This is a genomic window from Glutamicibacter sp. MCAF14 (assembly GCF_052114325.1).
Taxonomy (GTDB): Bacteria; Actinomycetota; Actinomycetes; order Actinomycetales; family Micrococcaceae; genus Glutamicibacter; species Glutamicibacter arilaitensis.
Map to the genome: position 1 here is coordinate 77,984 of NZ_JBFREO010000008.1, position 16,113 is coordinate 94,096.

At 60.8% G+C, this 16,113-nt stretch carries 13 protein-coding genes; 6 read left to right on the top strand and 7 right to left on the bottom strand.

Annotation, left to right across the window (positions count from 1 at the left end; all coding sequences use genetic code 11):
• Positions 1-103 precede the first annotated feature (103 nt).
• Together AB4Y71_RS15555 and AB4Y71_RS15560 are read left to right on the top strand one after the other, a co-directional pair.
• Positions 104-1,729, top strand: a complete 1,626-nt coding sequence (locus AB4Y71_RS15555) for a biotin carboxylase (protein WP_441721743.1) — start codon at positions 104-106, stop codon at positions 1,727-1,729.
• Positions 1,719-2,948 (top strand): serine hydrolase domain-containing protein, encoded by a 1,230-nt coding sequence (locus tag AB4Y71_RS15560; RefSeq protein WP_441721746.1) that lies wholly within the window; start codon positions 1,719-1,721, stop codon positions 2,946-2,948. Before AB4Y71_RS15555 ends, AB4Y71_RS15560 begins: the two co-directional genes overlap by 11 nt.
• 88 nt (positions 2,949-3,036) lie before the next feature.
• Here the strand turns inward: AB4Y71_RS15560 and AB4Y71_RS15565 are convergent, their stop codons facing one another.
• Both AB4Y71_RS15565 and AB4Y71_RS15570 read right to left on the bottom strand, forming a co-directional pair.
• The gene (locus AB4Y71_RS15565) at positions 3,037-5,769 is read right to left on the bottom strand and encodes an aminotransferase class I/II-fold pyridoxal phosphate-dependent enzyme (protein WP_441721749.1); all 2,733 of its coding nucleotides are present in this window, start codon (positions 5,767-5,769) and stop codon (positions 3,037-3,039) included.
• Between the two features lie 245 nt (positions 5,770-6,014).
• Positions 6,015-6,968, bottom strand: coding sequence for an Lrp/AsnC family transcriptional regulator (locus tag AB4Y71_RS15570; RefSeq protein WP_441721752.1), 954 nt, complete (start codon positions 6,966-6,968; stop codon positions 6,015-6,017).
• A 241-nt stretch (positions 6,969-7,209) separates the two neighbouring features.
• On the opposite strand from AB4Y71_RS15570, the gene AB4Y71_RS15575 reads away from it, so the two are divergent.
• Genes AB4Y71_RS15575 through AB4Y71_RS15585 form a run of 3 tightly spaced genes read left to right on the top strand, consistent with a single transcriptional unit; the run spans position 7,210 to position 9,905 of the window.
• Positions 7,210-7,956 carry a DUF5058 family protein gene (locus tag AB4Y71_RS15575; protein ID WP_013350024.1) on the top strand — a complete coding sequence of 249 codons (747 nt, stop codon included), beginning with the start codon at positions 7,210-7,212 and terminating at the stop codon, positions 7,954-7,956.
• 9 nt (positions 7,957-7,965) lie between these two features.
• Positions 7,966-8,685: a hypothetical protein gene (locus AB4Y71_RS15580; protein ID WP_013350025.1), complete on the top strand. Its 720-nt coding sequence runs from the start codon at positions 7,966-7,968 to the stop codon at positions 8,683-8,685.
• Positions 8,686-8,696: 11 nt separating this feature from the next.
• Positions 8,697-9,905, top strand: a complete 1,209-nt coding sequence (locus AB4Y71_RS15585; RefSeq protein ID WP_441721755.1) for an amidohydrolase — start codon at positions 8,697-8,699, stop codon at positions 9,903-9,905.
• A gap of 284 nt (positions 9,906-10,189) precedes the next feature.
• Here the strand turns inward: AB4Y71_RS15585 and AB4Y71_RS15590 are convergent, their stop codons facing one another.
• The 5 genes from AB4Y71_RS15590 to mmsB all read right to left on the bottom strand — a co-directional run bounded on the left by AB4Y71_RS15590 (position 10,190) and on the right by mmsB (position 15,036).
• The gene (locus AB4Y71_RS15590; protein ID WP_013350027.1) at positions 10,190-11,005 is read right to left on the bottom strand and encodes an HAD family hydrolase; all 816 of its coding nucleotides are present in this window, start codon (positions 11,003-11,005) and stop codon (positions 10,190-10,192) included.
• A gap of 7 nt (positions 11,006-11,012) precedes the next feature.
• On the bottom strand, positions 11,013-11,822 hold the full coding sequence (gene ppgK, locus AB4Y71_RS15595; protein ID WP_441721757.1) for a polyphosphate--glucose phosphotransferase: 810 nt from the start codon (positions 11,820-11,822) through the stop codon (positions 11,013-11,015).
• A gap of 72 nt (positions 11,823-11,894) precedes the next feature.
• A complete protein-coding gene (locus tag AB4Y71_RS15600; RefSeq protein ID WP_441721759.1) occupies positions 11,895-12,959 on the bottom strand; it encodes an ROK family transcriptional regulator in 1,065 nt (354 codons plus the stop codon).
• Positions 12,960-12,991: 32 nt separating this feature from the next.
• Positions 12,992-14,089 carry an alcohol dehydrogenase catalytic domain-containing protein gene (locus tag AB4Y71_RS15605; protein ID WP_441721762.1) on the bottom strand — a complete coding sequence of 366 codons (1,098 nt, stop codon included), beginning with the start codon at positions 14,087-14,089 and terminating at the stop codon, positions 12,992-12,994.
• Positions 14,090-14,091: 2 nt separating this feature from the next.
• Entirely contained in the window at positions 14,092-15,036 is a 945-nt protein-coding gene (gene mmsB / locus AB4Y71_RS15610; protein WP_441721765.1) for a 3-hydroxyisobutyrate dehydrogenase, read from the bottom strand.
• 141 nt (positions 15,037-15,177) lie between these two features.
• Between mmsB and AB4Y71_RS15615 the strand changes: the two genes are divergently transcribed.
• Positions 15,178-16,107 (top strand): LysR family transcriptional regulator, encoded by a 930-nt coding sequence (locus AB4Y71_RS15615; RefSeq protein WP_134779517.1) that lies wholly within the window; start codon positions 15,178-15,180, stop codon positions 16,105-16,107.
• Positions 16,108-16,113 lie beyond the last annotated feature (6 nt).

The window sequence follows — 16,113 nt, forward strand, 5'->3', positions numbered from 1 at the left end:
CAAAGAGCCCTGGTGCTTACACTGAACGCTGAGCATGAAACTGTCACGCCTTGTGCCGTGCCCATACTCATCCTCGGACAGTTTCAAAGGACATCACCACATCATGGCCAACCTTCTTGAAGCCCACGCCCCGGCTTCTCGCCACCGCATGCCCAAGCCCAGCGACTTGGACAAGCTCCGCCGCAAGGCGCACACCCCCACCGACCAGCTCAGCGCCAACGTCGCCGTTGATGCCGCCTACAACGAGCAGCTGCCCGACGAAGTCTCTTCCAAGATCCTGCCCTTCGAACGCAAGCTGAAGAACATGAGCGAAGTACGCCATTTCTTCCGCACCAACAAAACCTCGATCTTCTTCCTCGGCGCCACCCCGGTCAACCTCTTGGGATTGGACCGATGGGTCCGGAAATTCAGCTACATCACCTACTACGACGGTTGGGATGGGCACCACCCGCGGGTCTTCACCCCGGCTGAAAAGCCCTACGTCGATTTTCAGAGCGCCGAAGAAATCAACAACTGGCTGCTGGAAAACCCCGAAGTCCGCGAATACATCGATTCCCAGTGCACCCCCGGCGGTCCGCGCCCGAAAATTGCCATGGTCTTCTTCGACGAGGAAACCGAAGCGATCTGCGAGGAACTGGGCTACGACCTGATCTTGCCCTCGGCCGCCCTGCGCAATGAGCTGGATTCAAAGATTGTCACCACCCAGCTGGGCAACGCCGCCGGCGCCCCTTCGGTGCCCAACGTACTTGGCACCGCCGACAGCTACGACGAGCTGATGGAACTGGCCAATGAAGCTGGCCTGGGCGATGACCTAGTGGTGCAGACCCCGTACGGCGATTCGGGGAAGACCACGTTCTTCATCGATTCCAAGGCCGGATTCAAGGCCCACTCGAAGAACATCATCGGCGAACAGCTGAAGATCATGAAACGCATCAACAACCAGCATGTAGCGGTAGAAGCAGTGTTGACCGGATGCGGCACCGTCGTGGGCCCGATCCTGACCGAACTGGCCGGCTACAAGGAACTGACCCCCTACAAGGGCGGCTGGTGCGGCAACGAAATGCACCCGGATGTACTCACCGATTCACAGCGTTCGCGCGCTATCGACCTGGTCCGCAAGGTGGGCAACGGATTGGAGAACACCGGTTACCGTGGCTTCTTCGAAGTGGACGTGCTGGTGGATACCGACACCGACGAAGTCTATCTGGGCGAGCTGAACCCCCGAATCTCCGGGGCCAGCGCCATCACCAACGTCACCGCCGGCGCCTATGCCGATGTACCACTGTTCCTCTTCCACCTGCTCGAATTCCTTGACGTGGAATTCGAACTGGACGTTGACGAGATCAACGCCCGCTGGGAGGAGATGAGCGGGGCCGATATCTGGAGCCATATGATCATCAAGGAAACCGATGACATCCTCCAGTACATCACCCACGCCCCGCGCACGGGCAAGTACTTCTTGGACTCACGCGGGAAGTTGCAGTTCTCCCGCTCCGCCTTGGACTGGCACCAGCTGCAGAACCACAAGGAAGCATTCTTCCTGCGCATTTACGGGGTAGAAGACTACCGATGGAAGGGAGCTGATCTTGGGGTCCTGGTCACCAAATCCAAGCTTCAGTACGAGGGCAAGAAGAAGACCAAGCTCAGCATCGACGCCAAGCACTTCATCTCCTCCATCCGCTCCCAATACAAGGGAATTGACGTTCCTCCAGCAGAGCATGGCAACTGAGGCCACCGATGCCGCCGGAACCACCGCGGCACGAACTGCGCCAACTGCCAGCAACGCGCTGAACATCGCCACCTGGCAGTACCCGCAGAACATCAAGCGCTCTTTCCAGAACATTGCCCGGATCCACCCCACCATCAAGGTTTCCCGAGGCGATGGGCCCATCGTCAAGCTCCACCTGGCCGAAGAGAAGCTGGGCAAGCTGGAAGTGGCCAAAGCGAGCATCACCGACCCGGCGTTGACCGTGCGCGGGGTCATGCATGCGACGAACACCGACGCTGTGCTGGTCATGCACAACGGACGAATCCTCTGGGAAAAGTACAACAACACCATGACTTCGCTGACCGACCATCTGCTGATGTCCGTCAGCAAGACCCTGGTCGGCTCGGTGGCCGGCGCGCTGTGCGATGCCGGGCTGCTCGACGTCGAATGCCCGGTCGACTCCTACGTCCCGGCGCTGGCCCGCAGCGGCTACGCCGGAGCACGGGTACGCGACCTGCTGGACATGCGCTCTGGCATCAAGTTCTCCGAGGAGTATCTGGATCCCACCGCGGAAGTGCGCCTGATGGAAGAAGCCATCGGGTGGGCGCCGGCGCGCGGAGCGATCGGACCGATCGGCATGTACGAGTTCCTCTTGACCTTGCAGGCCAAAGGTCCGCACGGCGGACCCTTCGAATACCGTTCGTGTGAAACCGATGCGCTGGGCTGGGTGCTGGAATCGGCCGGGGGCGCTCCCATGCAGGAGCTGCTCTCCAAGTACATCTGGTCAAAGATCGGGGCGCAGCAGGACCTGGTGATGGGTGTGGACCAGTTCGGCACCGGCATGTTCGATGGCGGCTTCAACGCCTGCCTGCGCGATCTGGCGCGCTTCGGGCACATGTATGTCAACGGCGGCCGGGCGCTGACGGGCAAGCAGGTGCTCTCCGAGGATTGGGTTGCGCAGACCTTCGGCGCCGACCCGCTGCTGGCCCAGGCCTTCGCCCAGTCCCCCGGGGATAACATGATGCCCGGCGGGCGCTACCGCAACCAGATCTGGTTCCCGAACCCCGCCACCAATGCCGCGGTGGCCTTGGGGATCCATGGCCAGATGATCTACATGGATCCGGCCACCAAGATGGTGGCGGTCAAGCTTTCGAGCTGGCCGCTGCCGCAGGATGCTTCCAAGCTGTTCCCGACTATCCGTGCTTTTGAAGCGGTTTCCGCCTACTTGGCCACGAAATAGCAGCAGCGCAGCGCACGCTGCACGGCAAACGCCCTGGCAGGACCACGATGGTCCAGCCAGGGCGTTAGTTTTTGGCGGCTTAGGGCCGCTACTTGCGCGGCTGCAGCTGAGCCATCGCCTCATGCGTGAAGACCTGGTAACCCAGATCCTGGTGGTAGCCGTGGATCTCACGCGTGTCCAGGCGATCCATGTAATCCAAGATGCCCAAGGTCACCAGCTGCCCGGGGACCAGCACCGGGAAGCCTGGCGGGTAAGGGGTGACGAACACGGCCGAGACGATCCGCTGACCCTCCATCAGCTCGGAGCGGATCTGCGCAGAGGACAGGAAGTGCGTGGCCGGGTCCTGATAGGTCAGGTAGTACGCCGCATGCATGTCTCCGCTGCCTCCACCGCCAGAGAATTCCGGAGCGAAGGAACTGAAGTCCGGCAAGGGGATCAGTTCTTTTGCGCTCTTCTTGCCCATGGCCAGCACGCGTCCATCAAGCCGGCGCTTGCGCTCCAGCTCCTCGGCGATCTTCACCAGCACCTCTATCAGGTGCGCCACTGCCGAACGGGTGGTTCCGATATTGGTCATCAGCAGCACCGAGGTGCGGCTGGTCTTGTTGACCTGGATCGAATGCCCGTCCATCAGGTACTCGTGCTTGAAGGTATCCCCGTCCACACCGGTCCGGCTGATGTCCAGTGTCAGCCGCGATGGGTCCACCACGAACTCATCGTTCTGCCAGGCTTCATCCCAGGCCGCCAGTCCATCGCGCACCGGATTCGCCGACGTGGATTCGCGGTATTTGCTTGGAATGAGCTCATCCGAATTCAAGATCTTGAAGTACTTGCCCAGCAGCTCGTTGCGGGCCATGGCCCGGCACACCGATTGGGCCAGGTCCACCTGGCGCTGCACCAGAGCATAGCCTTCAAGTTCAGCCTGGCGGCGTCCGATATCCAAGGAAGCCAGGATCTGGTAGTTCGGCGAGGTGGAGGTGTGGGTCATGTAGGCCTCGCGGAAAGCATTGAGGTTGCGCAACGCGAAGTCCTGGTCATAGATGTGGATCATCGATCCCTGGCGCAAGGAGGTCAGGGTCTTGTGCGTGGATTGGGTGGAGTACACCCGCAACCGGACCTTCTCCGGGTCTGGAAGCAACCTGGTCTCCAGCCACGCCTGGTCATTTTCCGGTTGATCCGCGGTTCCCGGTTCAGGCAGTGCGGCCTTCTGGGCTGCGTAGCGCTGGGCGTATTCTTCGTTTTCCAGTTCTTCTTCCAACCTTGCGGCCACCGTCATGGCGGTGCGCTGGCGGTAGACCGGGTGGAAGCCGGCGAACGCAAACCATGCCTCATCCCACAAAAAGACCAGATCCGGCTTGATGGCCAGGCATTCTTCCATCACCCGGCGCGGGTCGTAGATGATTCCGTCGAAGGTGCAATTGGTCAAGGTGAGCATCTTGACCTTGTGCAGCAGGCCTTCGCGGCGCAGTTGCAGCAGCCGCCCCTTGATCTCTTCCAGAGGCACCGCACCGTACATGGAGTGCTCGTTGAGCGGGTAGGCTTCCAGGTAGCTCACGTTCGCTCCGGCCATCACCAGGGAATAGTGGTGGGACTTGTGGCAGTTGCGGTCCACCAGCACGATATCCCCTGGGGCCAGGATCGACTGGTGCACGATCTTGTTGGCCGTGGAGGTGCCATTGGTGACGAAGTAGGTGCGGTGGCTTCCGAAACCGCGGGCGGCCAGTTCGTGGGCCTTCTTGATGGAGCTTTGCGGATCGAGCAGCGAGTCGAGCCCGCCGGAGGTGGCCGAGGTTTCGGCCAGCAGCAGGTTCTTGCCGTAGAAGTCCACCAGATCCCGGGCCCACGGCGAGTTCTGCACCGACCCGGCCCGGGAAATCGGCATGGCGTGGAAGACCCCGCCGGGGCGCTTGGCGTACTTCTGCAACGCGTTGAAGAACGGTGTCTGGTAGCGTTCGAGCACCTCGGACACAATGGACAGGTGCAGATCCATCCGGTCGTTGCGCGAGAAGATCCGGCGGAAGCGTCCGGTGATTTCGTGGGCAATGGATTCCAGCGCCACCCCGGCGATCAGGTACACCGGTATTTCTGGGCGCAGGTCATCGAGGATGTTCTCCAGATCCAGCAAGCCTTGGATCTGCTTGGTGGATCCGAAGAAGCCATTCATGCGGCGGGCAATGAAATTCTTCAGTGTCGAGGACAGGCGCCTGCGCGTGCAGGTATCGAAGCGGGCGGTGAGCACCACTGCCTGGATGCTCGGGTTGATCAGGATGGCTGCCAGCGCATCTTCCACGCTGGGCACCACCACGAAGTTGTAGTGGAAGGGATCAGTGTGCTGGCGTTGTTCAGCGATTTCTTCCTTGAAACGCTCAATCTCTTCAGTCGGCCCGTTATCCACCAAGAGGATTTCAACCATGGGGATATAGGGCTTGCCCTTGGATACGCTGGCTGCTCCGGACTCCAACGAGTCCGTTTCAGCTCCTTCGTGTCCCTCAAGATCTACGTATTGGGTCAGTGTCCTGAAGGTCTGGTTCGCTTGGTACACCAGCTTCATGGCGTCTTCGTACTGTCCGCCGGACATCAGCCTGGATACTTCGTTGAAGTATTCAATGCCGGGATTCGCCCAGTACGGTTCAATGGCCGCCAGCAGGCCTAGTAACCGTCCTGCCTCCAGCTCATGCTCTTGACGCCGATTCTCTTCTTGGTACTCCGAAGAAATCTCGCTGAGCACATAACCCAAGTGTTCCCACGCGTCTTTGCGTTTACGCCACGCACTTTCAGGCGTAGCTGTTCCTTGGTTCGTCCCAAAGGTCAACCTCTTGCTCACGGTTGCCGGTATTCCTTTCACCCTGCAGCGTTAACCGATTGTTAACAGCATGAGCGCACAGAACTCCGCTCGGTACCGTGAGACTATGCCACTTCGCAGGTTGCGCCGAACCATTTTCTCGATATTACGCATTATTTTGGTACCGTAGGCAAGTTTTCACCCGCCGTTTACCTACGCGGGCATCAACCGGTACGGGTTACCTGGATCCGGTGAATTGTTACTGAATTCTTTGTCTGGCGACTTGTTCAATCCCCGGCCGGCTGCCCACCACGCTTGCGGGCTCCGAGCACCATTGAGGTGCGCAGCTGGACCATTTCGCCCCAGTTCGTCTTGGCGATGAATTCGTAAAGATCCCGCTGGGACGGCACGGTGACGTCCACGAGCAATTGGGCATCGCCGGCCACGGCGGCCACATACCTCACCTGCGGCAAGCTGGAGAGCAAGGTTCCCAATGCGTCCACGTGGGCTGGCGAGACTTGGACCCAGAGCAGTGCTTCAACCTTGAACCCCATCAGCGCCGGGTCAACCAACGCACGAATACTGATGTGTTCGCCGCGCAGCAGTCCGTCAAGCCGGCGGGACACCGAGGTTTCGCTCATCCGCACTTGGCGCGAAATGGTCCCAATACTTGCCCTGCCGTCCTTGCGCAGCACCTCGATAATGAGATGGTCGCTCTCCCCTAGCTCCCCGGCGGGGTTCCAGGTCGTCAGCTCTCCTCCGGCACTGGGCGCCAGTGCCGTTTCCTGCGCTTCGCTCAGTTCCCCGCCACGCCAGGCGCGAATGGTCTTGAAGTATTTGAGGATCGGGTAGATCTGGATATTGCTCAGGCCTGGGGTGGCCGGAAGCTGCAGCGTCAGGATGTCCTGCAACCCGCCGTCGTAGTGCAGTTCGCTGACGACGTCACTTTCGCCGGTGACCATGTAAGTGAAGCTGGTGTCTGTTCGCGCGGACAGCGCTTGGCTGGCTACTGGGATCGTTCCCGGAGCGCAGCTCACCGACGCGATCACTGCTCCCGTACGATGGACGATCGCCGCGATCTTCACTTTGCCTTGTTCAAGCAGCGCGGAGCCGTAGCGGGCAACGGTGCGCTCCGGTTCACCAATCACCCGGGCAATCTTGCGCCAAGTCGCACGACCGTCAACCTGCAATGCGACGATAATTTGCCGTTCCAGGTCACTGAGGGTGTTTAAATCGGACATTATTCCCGCTTTCAGGCCATAATCACCATCGGCCGCCGGTGCTCCTGTGATCTATATGGAAAAAGTTCAGATTATTTCGACCAGATCCTCGATTACGAGGTGCTTTCATCGGTCCATTTGGAGGATTTGGCCAGAAATATGTCTAATCAATCCATATCTTGCCAGAGACAGTGTAATCACGGATCGTTGAACATGAAAGAGACCCACCTCACAATCATTCATTTCGGCGCTAGGAGCACACATGAATCCCCAAATCATCATGGCAGCGGGTGATCCTAATTCAACTGATATCTGGGCCCTGGCCAATTCCCCAGTTCTTTGGATCTGTGCTCTTGGCGTCTTCGCCGTCATCTTCGTGCAGTGCGTCTTGTACTCGCGTGCAGCGAAGAAAGCCGCACCGCACGTAGATATGCCGTTGAACGAAGTCAAGGAATCCTTCCGCGCTGGCATGGTCGCCTCGGTCGGACCGTCCCTGGCCGTGGTCCTCGTAGCCATCGCTCTTCTGGCTCTGTTCGGCACACCAGCTGTATTGGTCCGCATTGGCCTGATTGGTTCTGCCGCAGCAGAAACCGGATCAGCGAGCATCGCCGCAAGCACCATGGGTGCCGAACTTGGCGGAGACACCTACACCCAGCAGGTCTTTGGCGTGGCCTTCATGGCAATGAGCCTGTCCGGGGCGATGTGGATGATCTCCACCTTGATCTTGACCCCGCTGATGAAAAAGGGCGGCGCCTCGATGTCCAAGCGCAACCCGGCAATGATGGCACTGATCCCCACCGCAGCCCTGCTCGGCGCATTCGCCGCACTGACCGTTGCCGAACTGCCTAAGTCGAGCATCCACGCAATTCTGGTGGGCATTTCGGCAGCCTGCATGGGCTTGTGCCTGCTGCTGTCCAAGACCTTGAATCTGAAATGGCTCAAGGAATGGGCGTTGGGCATTTCCATCATCGTCTCCATTGTCGCCGCCTACTTCCTGCACACCGCCTAAGGACCTCTCATGACTACGACACCTCAACTGACCGGCGCCGATGCGTCAATGGCGCGATTCGAGAAGCAGACTTCACGCTATGGTTCGATCACCATGAGCATTGGCCTGGCGTTCTCGCTGATTGGCCCGATCTACATCGCGTTCTTCAGCGGCCTGGATATCGACCCGTCGATGATCTGGGTGGCATTCATCGCAGTGGGTGCGACCTTCGGCGTGCTGTGGCTCGTTGAACCGCTGACCTACTTCCCGATCCTTGGTTCCGCGGCCATGTACCAGGCCTTCATGATCGGCAACATCTCCAACAAGCTCCTGCCTGCAGCGATCGTCGCGCAGTCCACCATCGGCGCGAAGCCCGGCACCAAGCGCGGGGACCTCGCAGCGGTCATGGCCATCTGCGGCGCGGCGACCGTCCACCTGACCAGCCTGCTGCTGTTCGTCGGCGTGCTGGGCACGTGGCTGGTTTCGATGATTCCCCTGGAGGTCATCGAGGTAGCCCGCCTGTACATCCTGCCTTCGCTGATGGGCGCGGTATTGGTACAGAGCATCGTGGCCATGAAGTCACTGCGGCCAACGGTTATCGCACTGGTTCTGGCCTTGATCATGAACTTCGTGGTCATGCCAGTGGCACCGAACCTGGGCATGTTCGCAACTGCGATCGTCGTCATCAGCTCCATCGTCTTCTCCTGGGTCCTGCGAGACCGCAAGAAAATCTACACAGCAGAAAGCTAGAGGATCATTCCATGCCTACCACCTTCGGGCTGACCGATACCGAAACCCAGTCCCTTCACGAGGACTACCTGCATCTGCACCGCAATCCGGAGCTGTCCATGCAGGAGCACAACACCGCGGCCTTCATCGAATCCAAGCTCAGCGAGCTGGGCATCGAGCATTTCCGTTGCGGCGGCACCGGAGTGGTGGGCATCCTGCGCAATGGCCAGGGGCCCACCGTGGCCTTCCGCGCCGACAGCGACGGCCTGCCAATCGCTGAAGACACCAAGGTGGACTATGCTTCCACCGCCCGAGGCGTGCTCGCCGACGGCACCGAAGTTCCGGTGATGCATGGTTGCGGCCACGACACCCACGTGGCCAGCGCCTTGGGTGCGGCTCGGGTTTTGGCACGCAGCACCGAGTCATGGGCCGGCACGGTGGTATTCATCTTCCAGCCCGGCGAGGAGACCAGCGCCGGGGCAGCCTCCATGGTGGCTGATGGACTGTGGGACCAGGCGCCGCGGCCCACCGTGGTCCTGGGCCAGCATGTTTTCCCCTTCGCCACCGGCAATATCCACCTCACCCCGGAATCGGCCATGGCAATGGCCAACTCGCTGGAGGTCACCCTCTATGGCAAGCAGGCCCATGGATCCCAGCCCCAGGATTCCATTGACCCGATCGTGTTGGGTGCCAACATCATCACCCGGTTGCAGACCATCACCTCGCGTGAACTGCACCCGCTGGATTCAGCCGTAGTGACCTGCGGTTCGTTCCACTCGGGGCTGAAGGAAAACATCATTCCGGACACCGCCGTATTCACGCTGAACGTGCGGACCCTGACCGAACCGGTCCGAGACCAGGTGCTCAAGGCGATCACCCGGATCATCGATGCCGAGGCAGTCGCTTCGGGCGCACCGGCACCGAAGATCACCGAGTTGTACCGCTTCCCGCGCCTGTACAACGACCCGGAACAGACAAACAATGTCTTCGGGGCACTAAGTGAAGAGTTCGGCGCGGAACAGGTTCGACTGATGCCGCCGCTGATGGGCTCGGAAGACTTCGGTGCCTTGGGCGATGCCATCGGCGTGCCCAATGTGTTCTGGATGTTCGGCGGAGCGGATCCTGAAGATCCGGCACCGGCAGGGAACCACTCCCCGTTCTTCCTGCCTGAATACCGCGGTGCGCTGGATTCCGGCGTACGCGCCGCGTTGGCCGGGATCCGCCATTACTTGGGCGCCTAGACCCGGCAGGTAGGCCCAGGGCCTGGGTGGAAGAATTTTTCTTCCACCCAGGCCCTGAAGCATTTGCCGTGGCTGCCGGGATCTACCGCTTGGACTTGCGACCAAAGATTCCGCAACCGATCAAGGCTACGAGCACGATCACGGAGCCCATGATGGCTGCTGACGATTCCAAAATTGATCCCTCCGTATCGGCATGGAGCCTGGATGGCCCGCTGGATATTCGAAGCGTACCAACGCTCTTTGAGCCCCCGCATCGACCTGAGGAGGGATCTTGCTCCGTTGCGCTAGAGCTGTTCGCGCCCGTCGAGATAAGCGCCCAGCACCTGCAGCACGCCGTGCTCGAGGTTAGATGGGGCAGTGAAGTTCGCGGCTTCAGCAACCACCGGATGCGCATTGGCCATCGCAAATGAGTAGGTTGCGGCCTTGATCATTTCCAGATCATTGGGGTAATCGCCGAAGACTGCCGTTTCATCGGCAGTGATGCCCAGCTTCTCCTGCAAAGCATTCAAAGCCAAGCCCTTGTGCACGCCATGGTTCATGGCATCGACCCAGTGGCTGCCGGAAATGACCACTTGCAATGGCACATCCAACGCTGCTGCCATCTCCTTGACCGCACCAGTTCCCACGTTGATGGCCATTTTGATGATCTCGTCCTCAACCTGGGACAGGTCCTCAACTACCTGCACGGCACGGTAGTACGGAGCAACTGCTGCGGTGAAGGCTTCATCGCTGCGCTCCACATATGCGGTGCGTCGTCCGCACAGCACCAGCCCTGCATCAAGCGAGGATTGCCCTTGCACCGCTTGGATGACCGAGGCTACCGCTGCCGGATCAATGATGTTCGAGTAGATCTCTTTTTCGCCGTTCATCACCACGGTGCCGTTTTCGGCAATGATGGCAATGTCTCCCAACTGCGCGAACTGCTCGCGCAGGGTAGCGAATTGGCGTCCCGATGCCGGCACGAACTTGATCCCGCGAGCTTGAAGCTGGTCGATCAGAGCCCATGCTGCTTCTGGGATCTTGCCCTGGCCGTCCAGGAAGGTACCGTCCATATCTACGGCGACGAGCTTGATCTGGGCGTTCGGGTCAATCGTGTGCATGTGGTTCCTAATTGCCAGGATGCAGGGCGCGCTGTGCGGCACCCAGGACTCCGGCGGCGTTGTTGAATTTGGCAGGAACGATCTTGGCACGCAGGTCCAGCTGTGGCAGGAACTTTTCGTGGTCTTCGGAGATCGCCCCGCCGATGATGATCAAATCCGGGCTGCAGAGGAATTCCACATGGGACAGGTAGCGTTGCAACCGGGCGATGTATTGCTCCCAGGTCAGGTTCTCTTCGCGCATGACGCGGGCGGCTGCTTTGCTTTCTGCGTTGAAGCCGTCGATCTCCAGGTGGCCGAATTCAACATTCGGGAAGAGCACGCCATCGCGGAAGAACGCCGACCCGATGCCGGTGCCCAGGGTCAGCAGCATGGTGCTGCCTTTGATCGGCTGTCCGTTCACGGCGCCGGCCCCTGCATAGACTTCTGCTACGCCCGCCGCGTCAGCATCATTGAGCACAGAGACTTCGCGGCCCAGCAGCGCGCTGAATTTGGCGGTGGCATCCAACCCGACCCAGGCCTTGTCGATATTTGCTGCCGAGTGCACCACGCCGTCAATGACAATACCCGGCACGGTGATGCCCACAGGAATATCTGCCAGTTCATCACCGGTAAGCTGCTGCAGCTGGGAAATGATCCGGGCCATTACCTGCGCAACATCATCTGGATGTGCGCCTTCTGGGGTGGTGGCCTGGCTGAAGGTCTCTTCGACAAGCTTTCCGCCGGTGCCGATCAAACCGTATTTAATCGACGATCCACCTAGATCAAGGCCGATGGCAGCGAACTGCGACGTGGATGCCGATGCGTCGGATAATGCCATCAGAGTTCTCCCCGGTGATAACAAATAAAAATTTTAAGGACTCTTTACAATATATAACTCAGGTCACTTTGGTCAACGTACCCGGTAGTTTTCCCACAAGTGATCCAACGCCAATTCTCGGGCACCGGCCAACGCTCCGCGCGCCGCGGCGTCGGTACCCAGCGTGGAAAGCTGGATCTGCACGGGCTCCAAGAGTTTCTGGTTCAGTTCACGCTCCAAGTCAAGGCACATTTCAGGGGTCAGACCCGGGCCGATGGCCACCACGCGTTCGGGATCCACAAACCCAATGAGGTTCGAGAGCACCTGGCTTAGCGGGGCGAAAAAGTCTGGCCAGTTGCGCTTGTCGGCCAGCTTCTCCCAGAGCACGCGGGTCTGGAACATGCCTGCCGCACCCAGCGCCTCACGCAGGTTCGAATCGCCTATCAGCTGGGTTTCCAATTCGCCGGCGGTGCCGTGCTTGCCCCTGTGCAGCTGTCCGTCGATCACCAGTCCGGCACCGAGGCCCGAACCGATGTAGAGCATCATCAGCGACTGGTTGCTCTGGCCGGCTTCGGCCACCGCCATCCAGTTCACGTCATTGTCCAGCAGTACTTCAATCCCGCCGGGGAAGGCCCCCGCGAGGTTCGCGCCGGAGGAAGGGAAAATCGGGGTGGGGCGTACGCGCGGATTCCCCTCGCGAAGCACCGGGGCCGACTGGCTGACCGCACCGGCCAGCAGAGGGGATTTGAGTTCGCCGGCTACGCGGGCTACTTCGCGCGCTGCCATCTGCTCCACTTCGGTTGCACTGGTGTGCGCAGTGAGCGGGTACAGGCGGTCTACCAAGGTCTTGCCGCTCAAATCGGTGGCGCGCACCTGCAGGTATTCGGCCTGCAAGCACAGTGCAAGCAGGTGGCCGAAGCTGCTGTCCAACGCATAGTGCTCGGGCACGCGTCCGCGCTTGGGCTCGTTAGCCCGTTCAATGGATACGGCCAGCCCGTTCTCCTGAAGGCGGGAAATGGCCTGCGATGCGGTGGGCTTGGAAATGCCCAGCTCCGCTGCAATCCGAGTACGCGTCGCTGGAGCTTGGCACAGGTAGTCGAATACCCGGATGTCGGTCAGGGTAGCCAGGGCACGAGGCCCCGCAGTGGAATCAGTCACTGCTCAACTCTACTGTCTTTCCGCCCTTTTCTTCAGGCCAAAAGCACCTGGCGCACCGAACGGCCTTCCGCCAACTCATCCAGCGCCTGATTGATTTCAGCCAGCGCTCTGGTCTTCACGAGCTTTTCCAGTGGAAGCTTGCCTTCACGCCAAAGCTGCTCATAATAGGGAATGTCCCGCGCCGGCAAGGCCGAACCCATATAGCTGCCGATCACCGTACGCGCCCCCGCGGTCAGCGCCAATGGCTCGATGCTGCTCATCGCCCCGGGAGCTGGCAACCCCACGGTCACCACGGTGGACCCCACGGCACTGACCTGCATTGCGGTTTCGAAGGCCCGCGGGTGACCGGCTGCTTCGATGACAATCTGCGCGGTGCGTCCTTCTGCTTGCTGCGGGGTGCGGGCATCATCGGCGCCAAGTTCCCTGGCGATGGCCAGTTTTTCTTCATTGGCGTCGATTGCCAAGATCTTCCCGGTGGTTCGCTGGCCCGCAGCTACCAGCAAGGCGGCCATGCCCACTCCACCAAGGCCAACGATGGCAATGTCCTGGTCACCGGTTGCCTTCGCGGCGTTGCGCAACGCTCCTCCTCCGGTCAGCACGGCACAGCCCAGCACGGCCGCTACCGGAGCAGGAACGTCTGCTCCTACCGGGATGAGGCTGCGCGCATCCATCACCGCATGGCTGGCGAAGGCGGAAACACCGAGGTGGTGGTGCACCGGGGTTCCGTCCAGAAACAGCCGGCGAGCGCCACCTAGCAGTGTGCCCTCGGCATTGGACTGGCTTCCGGCGCTGCACGGCAGCTTGCCGCCGGTGGCGCAGGCATCGCATTTTTCGCAGCGCGGCAGGAAGACGGAGATCACTTGCTGGCCGATTGCCAGATCCACGCCCCGGCCCACCTGTTCAACGATCCCGGCTGATTCGTGGCCCAGAACCATCGGCAGGGGCCGCGGACGGTTCCCGTCGATGACCGACAGGTCAGAATGGCACAGGCCAGCCGCGGTGATGCGAACCAGCACTTCGCCAGGCCCGGGTTCCTCCAGCTGCAGCTGGCGGATCACCAGCGGCTGGTGCTCGGCGTAGGGTTTCTGGTTCTGTGCGTGCTCAAGCACTGCGGCTTGGATCTGGCGCATGATCAGCTCGCAGCGCTCGGAGCGGACTCGGTTTCCTTCGGGTTCCAGCCGCGCACCACGCCATCTGGCAACAGGTTCTTCACGATCAGCGAGCAGTCCTTATCCCCCAGCCCTTGTCTGATCAGCTCGTCGAAGTGCTCGCGAGCCAAGCTGGCTGCTGGCAGCTGCACGCCGGTGCTTTGCCCGGCATCCAGTGCCAGTCCGATGTCTTTGCGGGCAAGATCGGTGCGGAAGGTTGCCTCGAAGTTGTTGTTCGCCGCCGCAGTGTCGATGATGCCGGGCACCGGGTACCAGGTCTGCTGCGCCCAGGAGCGTCCCGAGGATACCGAGGCGATCTGCCAGAACACCTCGGGGTCCAGGCCCAGTGCTTCAGCCAGCTGGGAGCCTTCGGCGCTGGCCATCAGGTCGATGAACAGCATCATGTTGTTGCAGATCTTGGCGGCGATGCCCATGGAGGGGCCCCCGGCAACGATGGTCTTGCCGCTCATCGGTGCGATGAATTCGGTGGCCCGTTCCATCAGCTCCGGTGCTCCGCCGAGCATGAAGGCCAGGGTTCCAGCTGCGGCACCGGAGATGCCGCCGGAGACCGGGGCGTCGATGAAGTTCAGTCCGCGTTCTTGGGAACCTGCGTGGATGGCCCGGGAGGTTTCGATGTCCACGGTGGAGGAATCTGCCAGCAGCATGTGGTTGGTCGCGTTGGCCCAGATTCCGTCGTCGGCTTCATAGACCGAACGCACGTGCTCGCCCTTGGGCAGCATGGTGAACACTGCATCGGCCTGGTCCATGGCTTCGGCGATCGAGCCGGCAATCTGCACCCCGTCGGTTGCTGCTGTCTTGCAGGCTTCTGCGTCCAGGTCGTAGCCGCGCACGGTGTGCCCGGCGGCCACCAGGTTCGCGGTCATCGGTCCGCCCATGTTGCCTAGGCCAATCCATGCGTACGTGCTCATGTGCACACCCCTCATCGTTGAGTATTGTCCTTCTCAGGCCAGCGTAGGGTGCCCGGCGCGGCAGACTCAATGCACTTCGGCACGCTAATTGCGCAGGGCTAGTGTGCGCTAGCGCACACTGCTCATGGCAGACTGTGTTCTATGGAGCGCCAGATCGATTACCGCCATCTCGAATCCCTCATAGCCTTGCTGACTGTTGCACGCTTGGGCCGCTACACCGCTGCGGCGAATGTCCTCGGGGTGAACCACTCGACCATTTCCCGGCGCATCGATGCGCTGCAAAAAGCCATGGGAGGCCACCTGCTCACGCGCTCCCCCAATGGCTGGGAACTGACCGATCTGGGCCGGCGGGCCATGGCCAGTGCCGAAGCGATCGAGCAGGCGGTCGCGGCCATCGGCTCCGAGGAGGACTCCGGCACCCTGTCCGGGCATGTGCGGGTGGCCGCGCCGGATGCCTTCAGCGCGCATCTGGCGGCTCCGGCTTTGGCCAAGTTGCAGGCGAAGCATCCGCAGCTGGTGTTCGAGATCGTTTCGGAAACCACCCGTGCCCGGCAGACGCGTACCGGCATGGATCTGGAAATCGTCATTGGCGAGCCCAATGTCCGCAAGGCCGCCTCTACGAAACTCATGGATTACGAGTTGCGGCTTTATGCCACAGCCGAATACCTCGAAGCCCACGGCACGCCAGTTGCGCTTGAGGACCTGGCCGGGCACCGCCTGAACTACTACATCGACACCGCGTTGACGGTGGACAAGCTCGATGAGGCCACCAGCGTCTTGCCCCCGATGCAACGCGCGATCTCGTCAACGAGCATCGCGGTGCAATATGCGGCCACCATGAACCATGCAGGCATCGGGTTGCTCCCCACGTTCCTCTCGGAGCATTACCCGAATATGATTCCGGTGCTCCATGACCAGTTCACCTACCACTCCGAATACTGGCTGGTGGGCCGGGAAGAAGCCTTGCGCAGCCGCGCCGTGCAGGAAACTGTGCGTGCGTTGAACGACGCGGCCACCACAGGCGACTGGTTCATCCCGCCTTTCCCGGCGTATGACCTGTCCCGAGGCTAGGTGCCA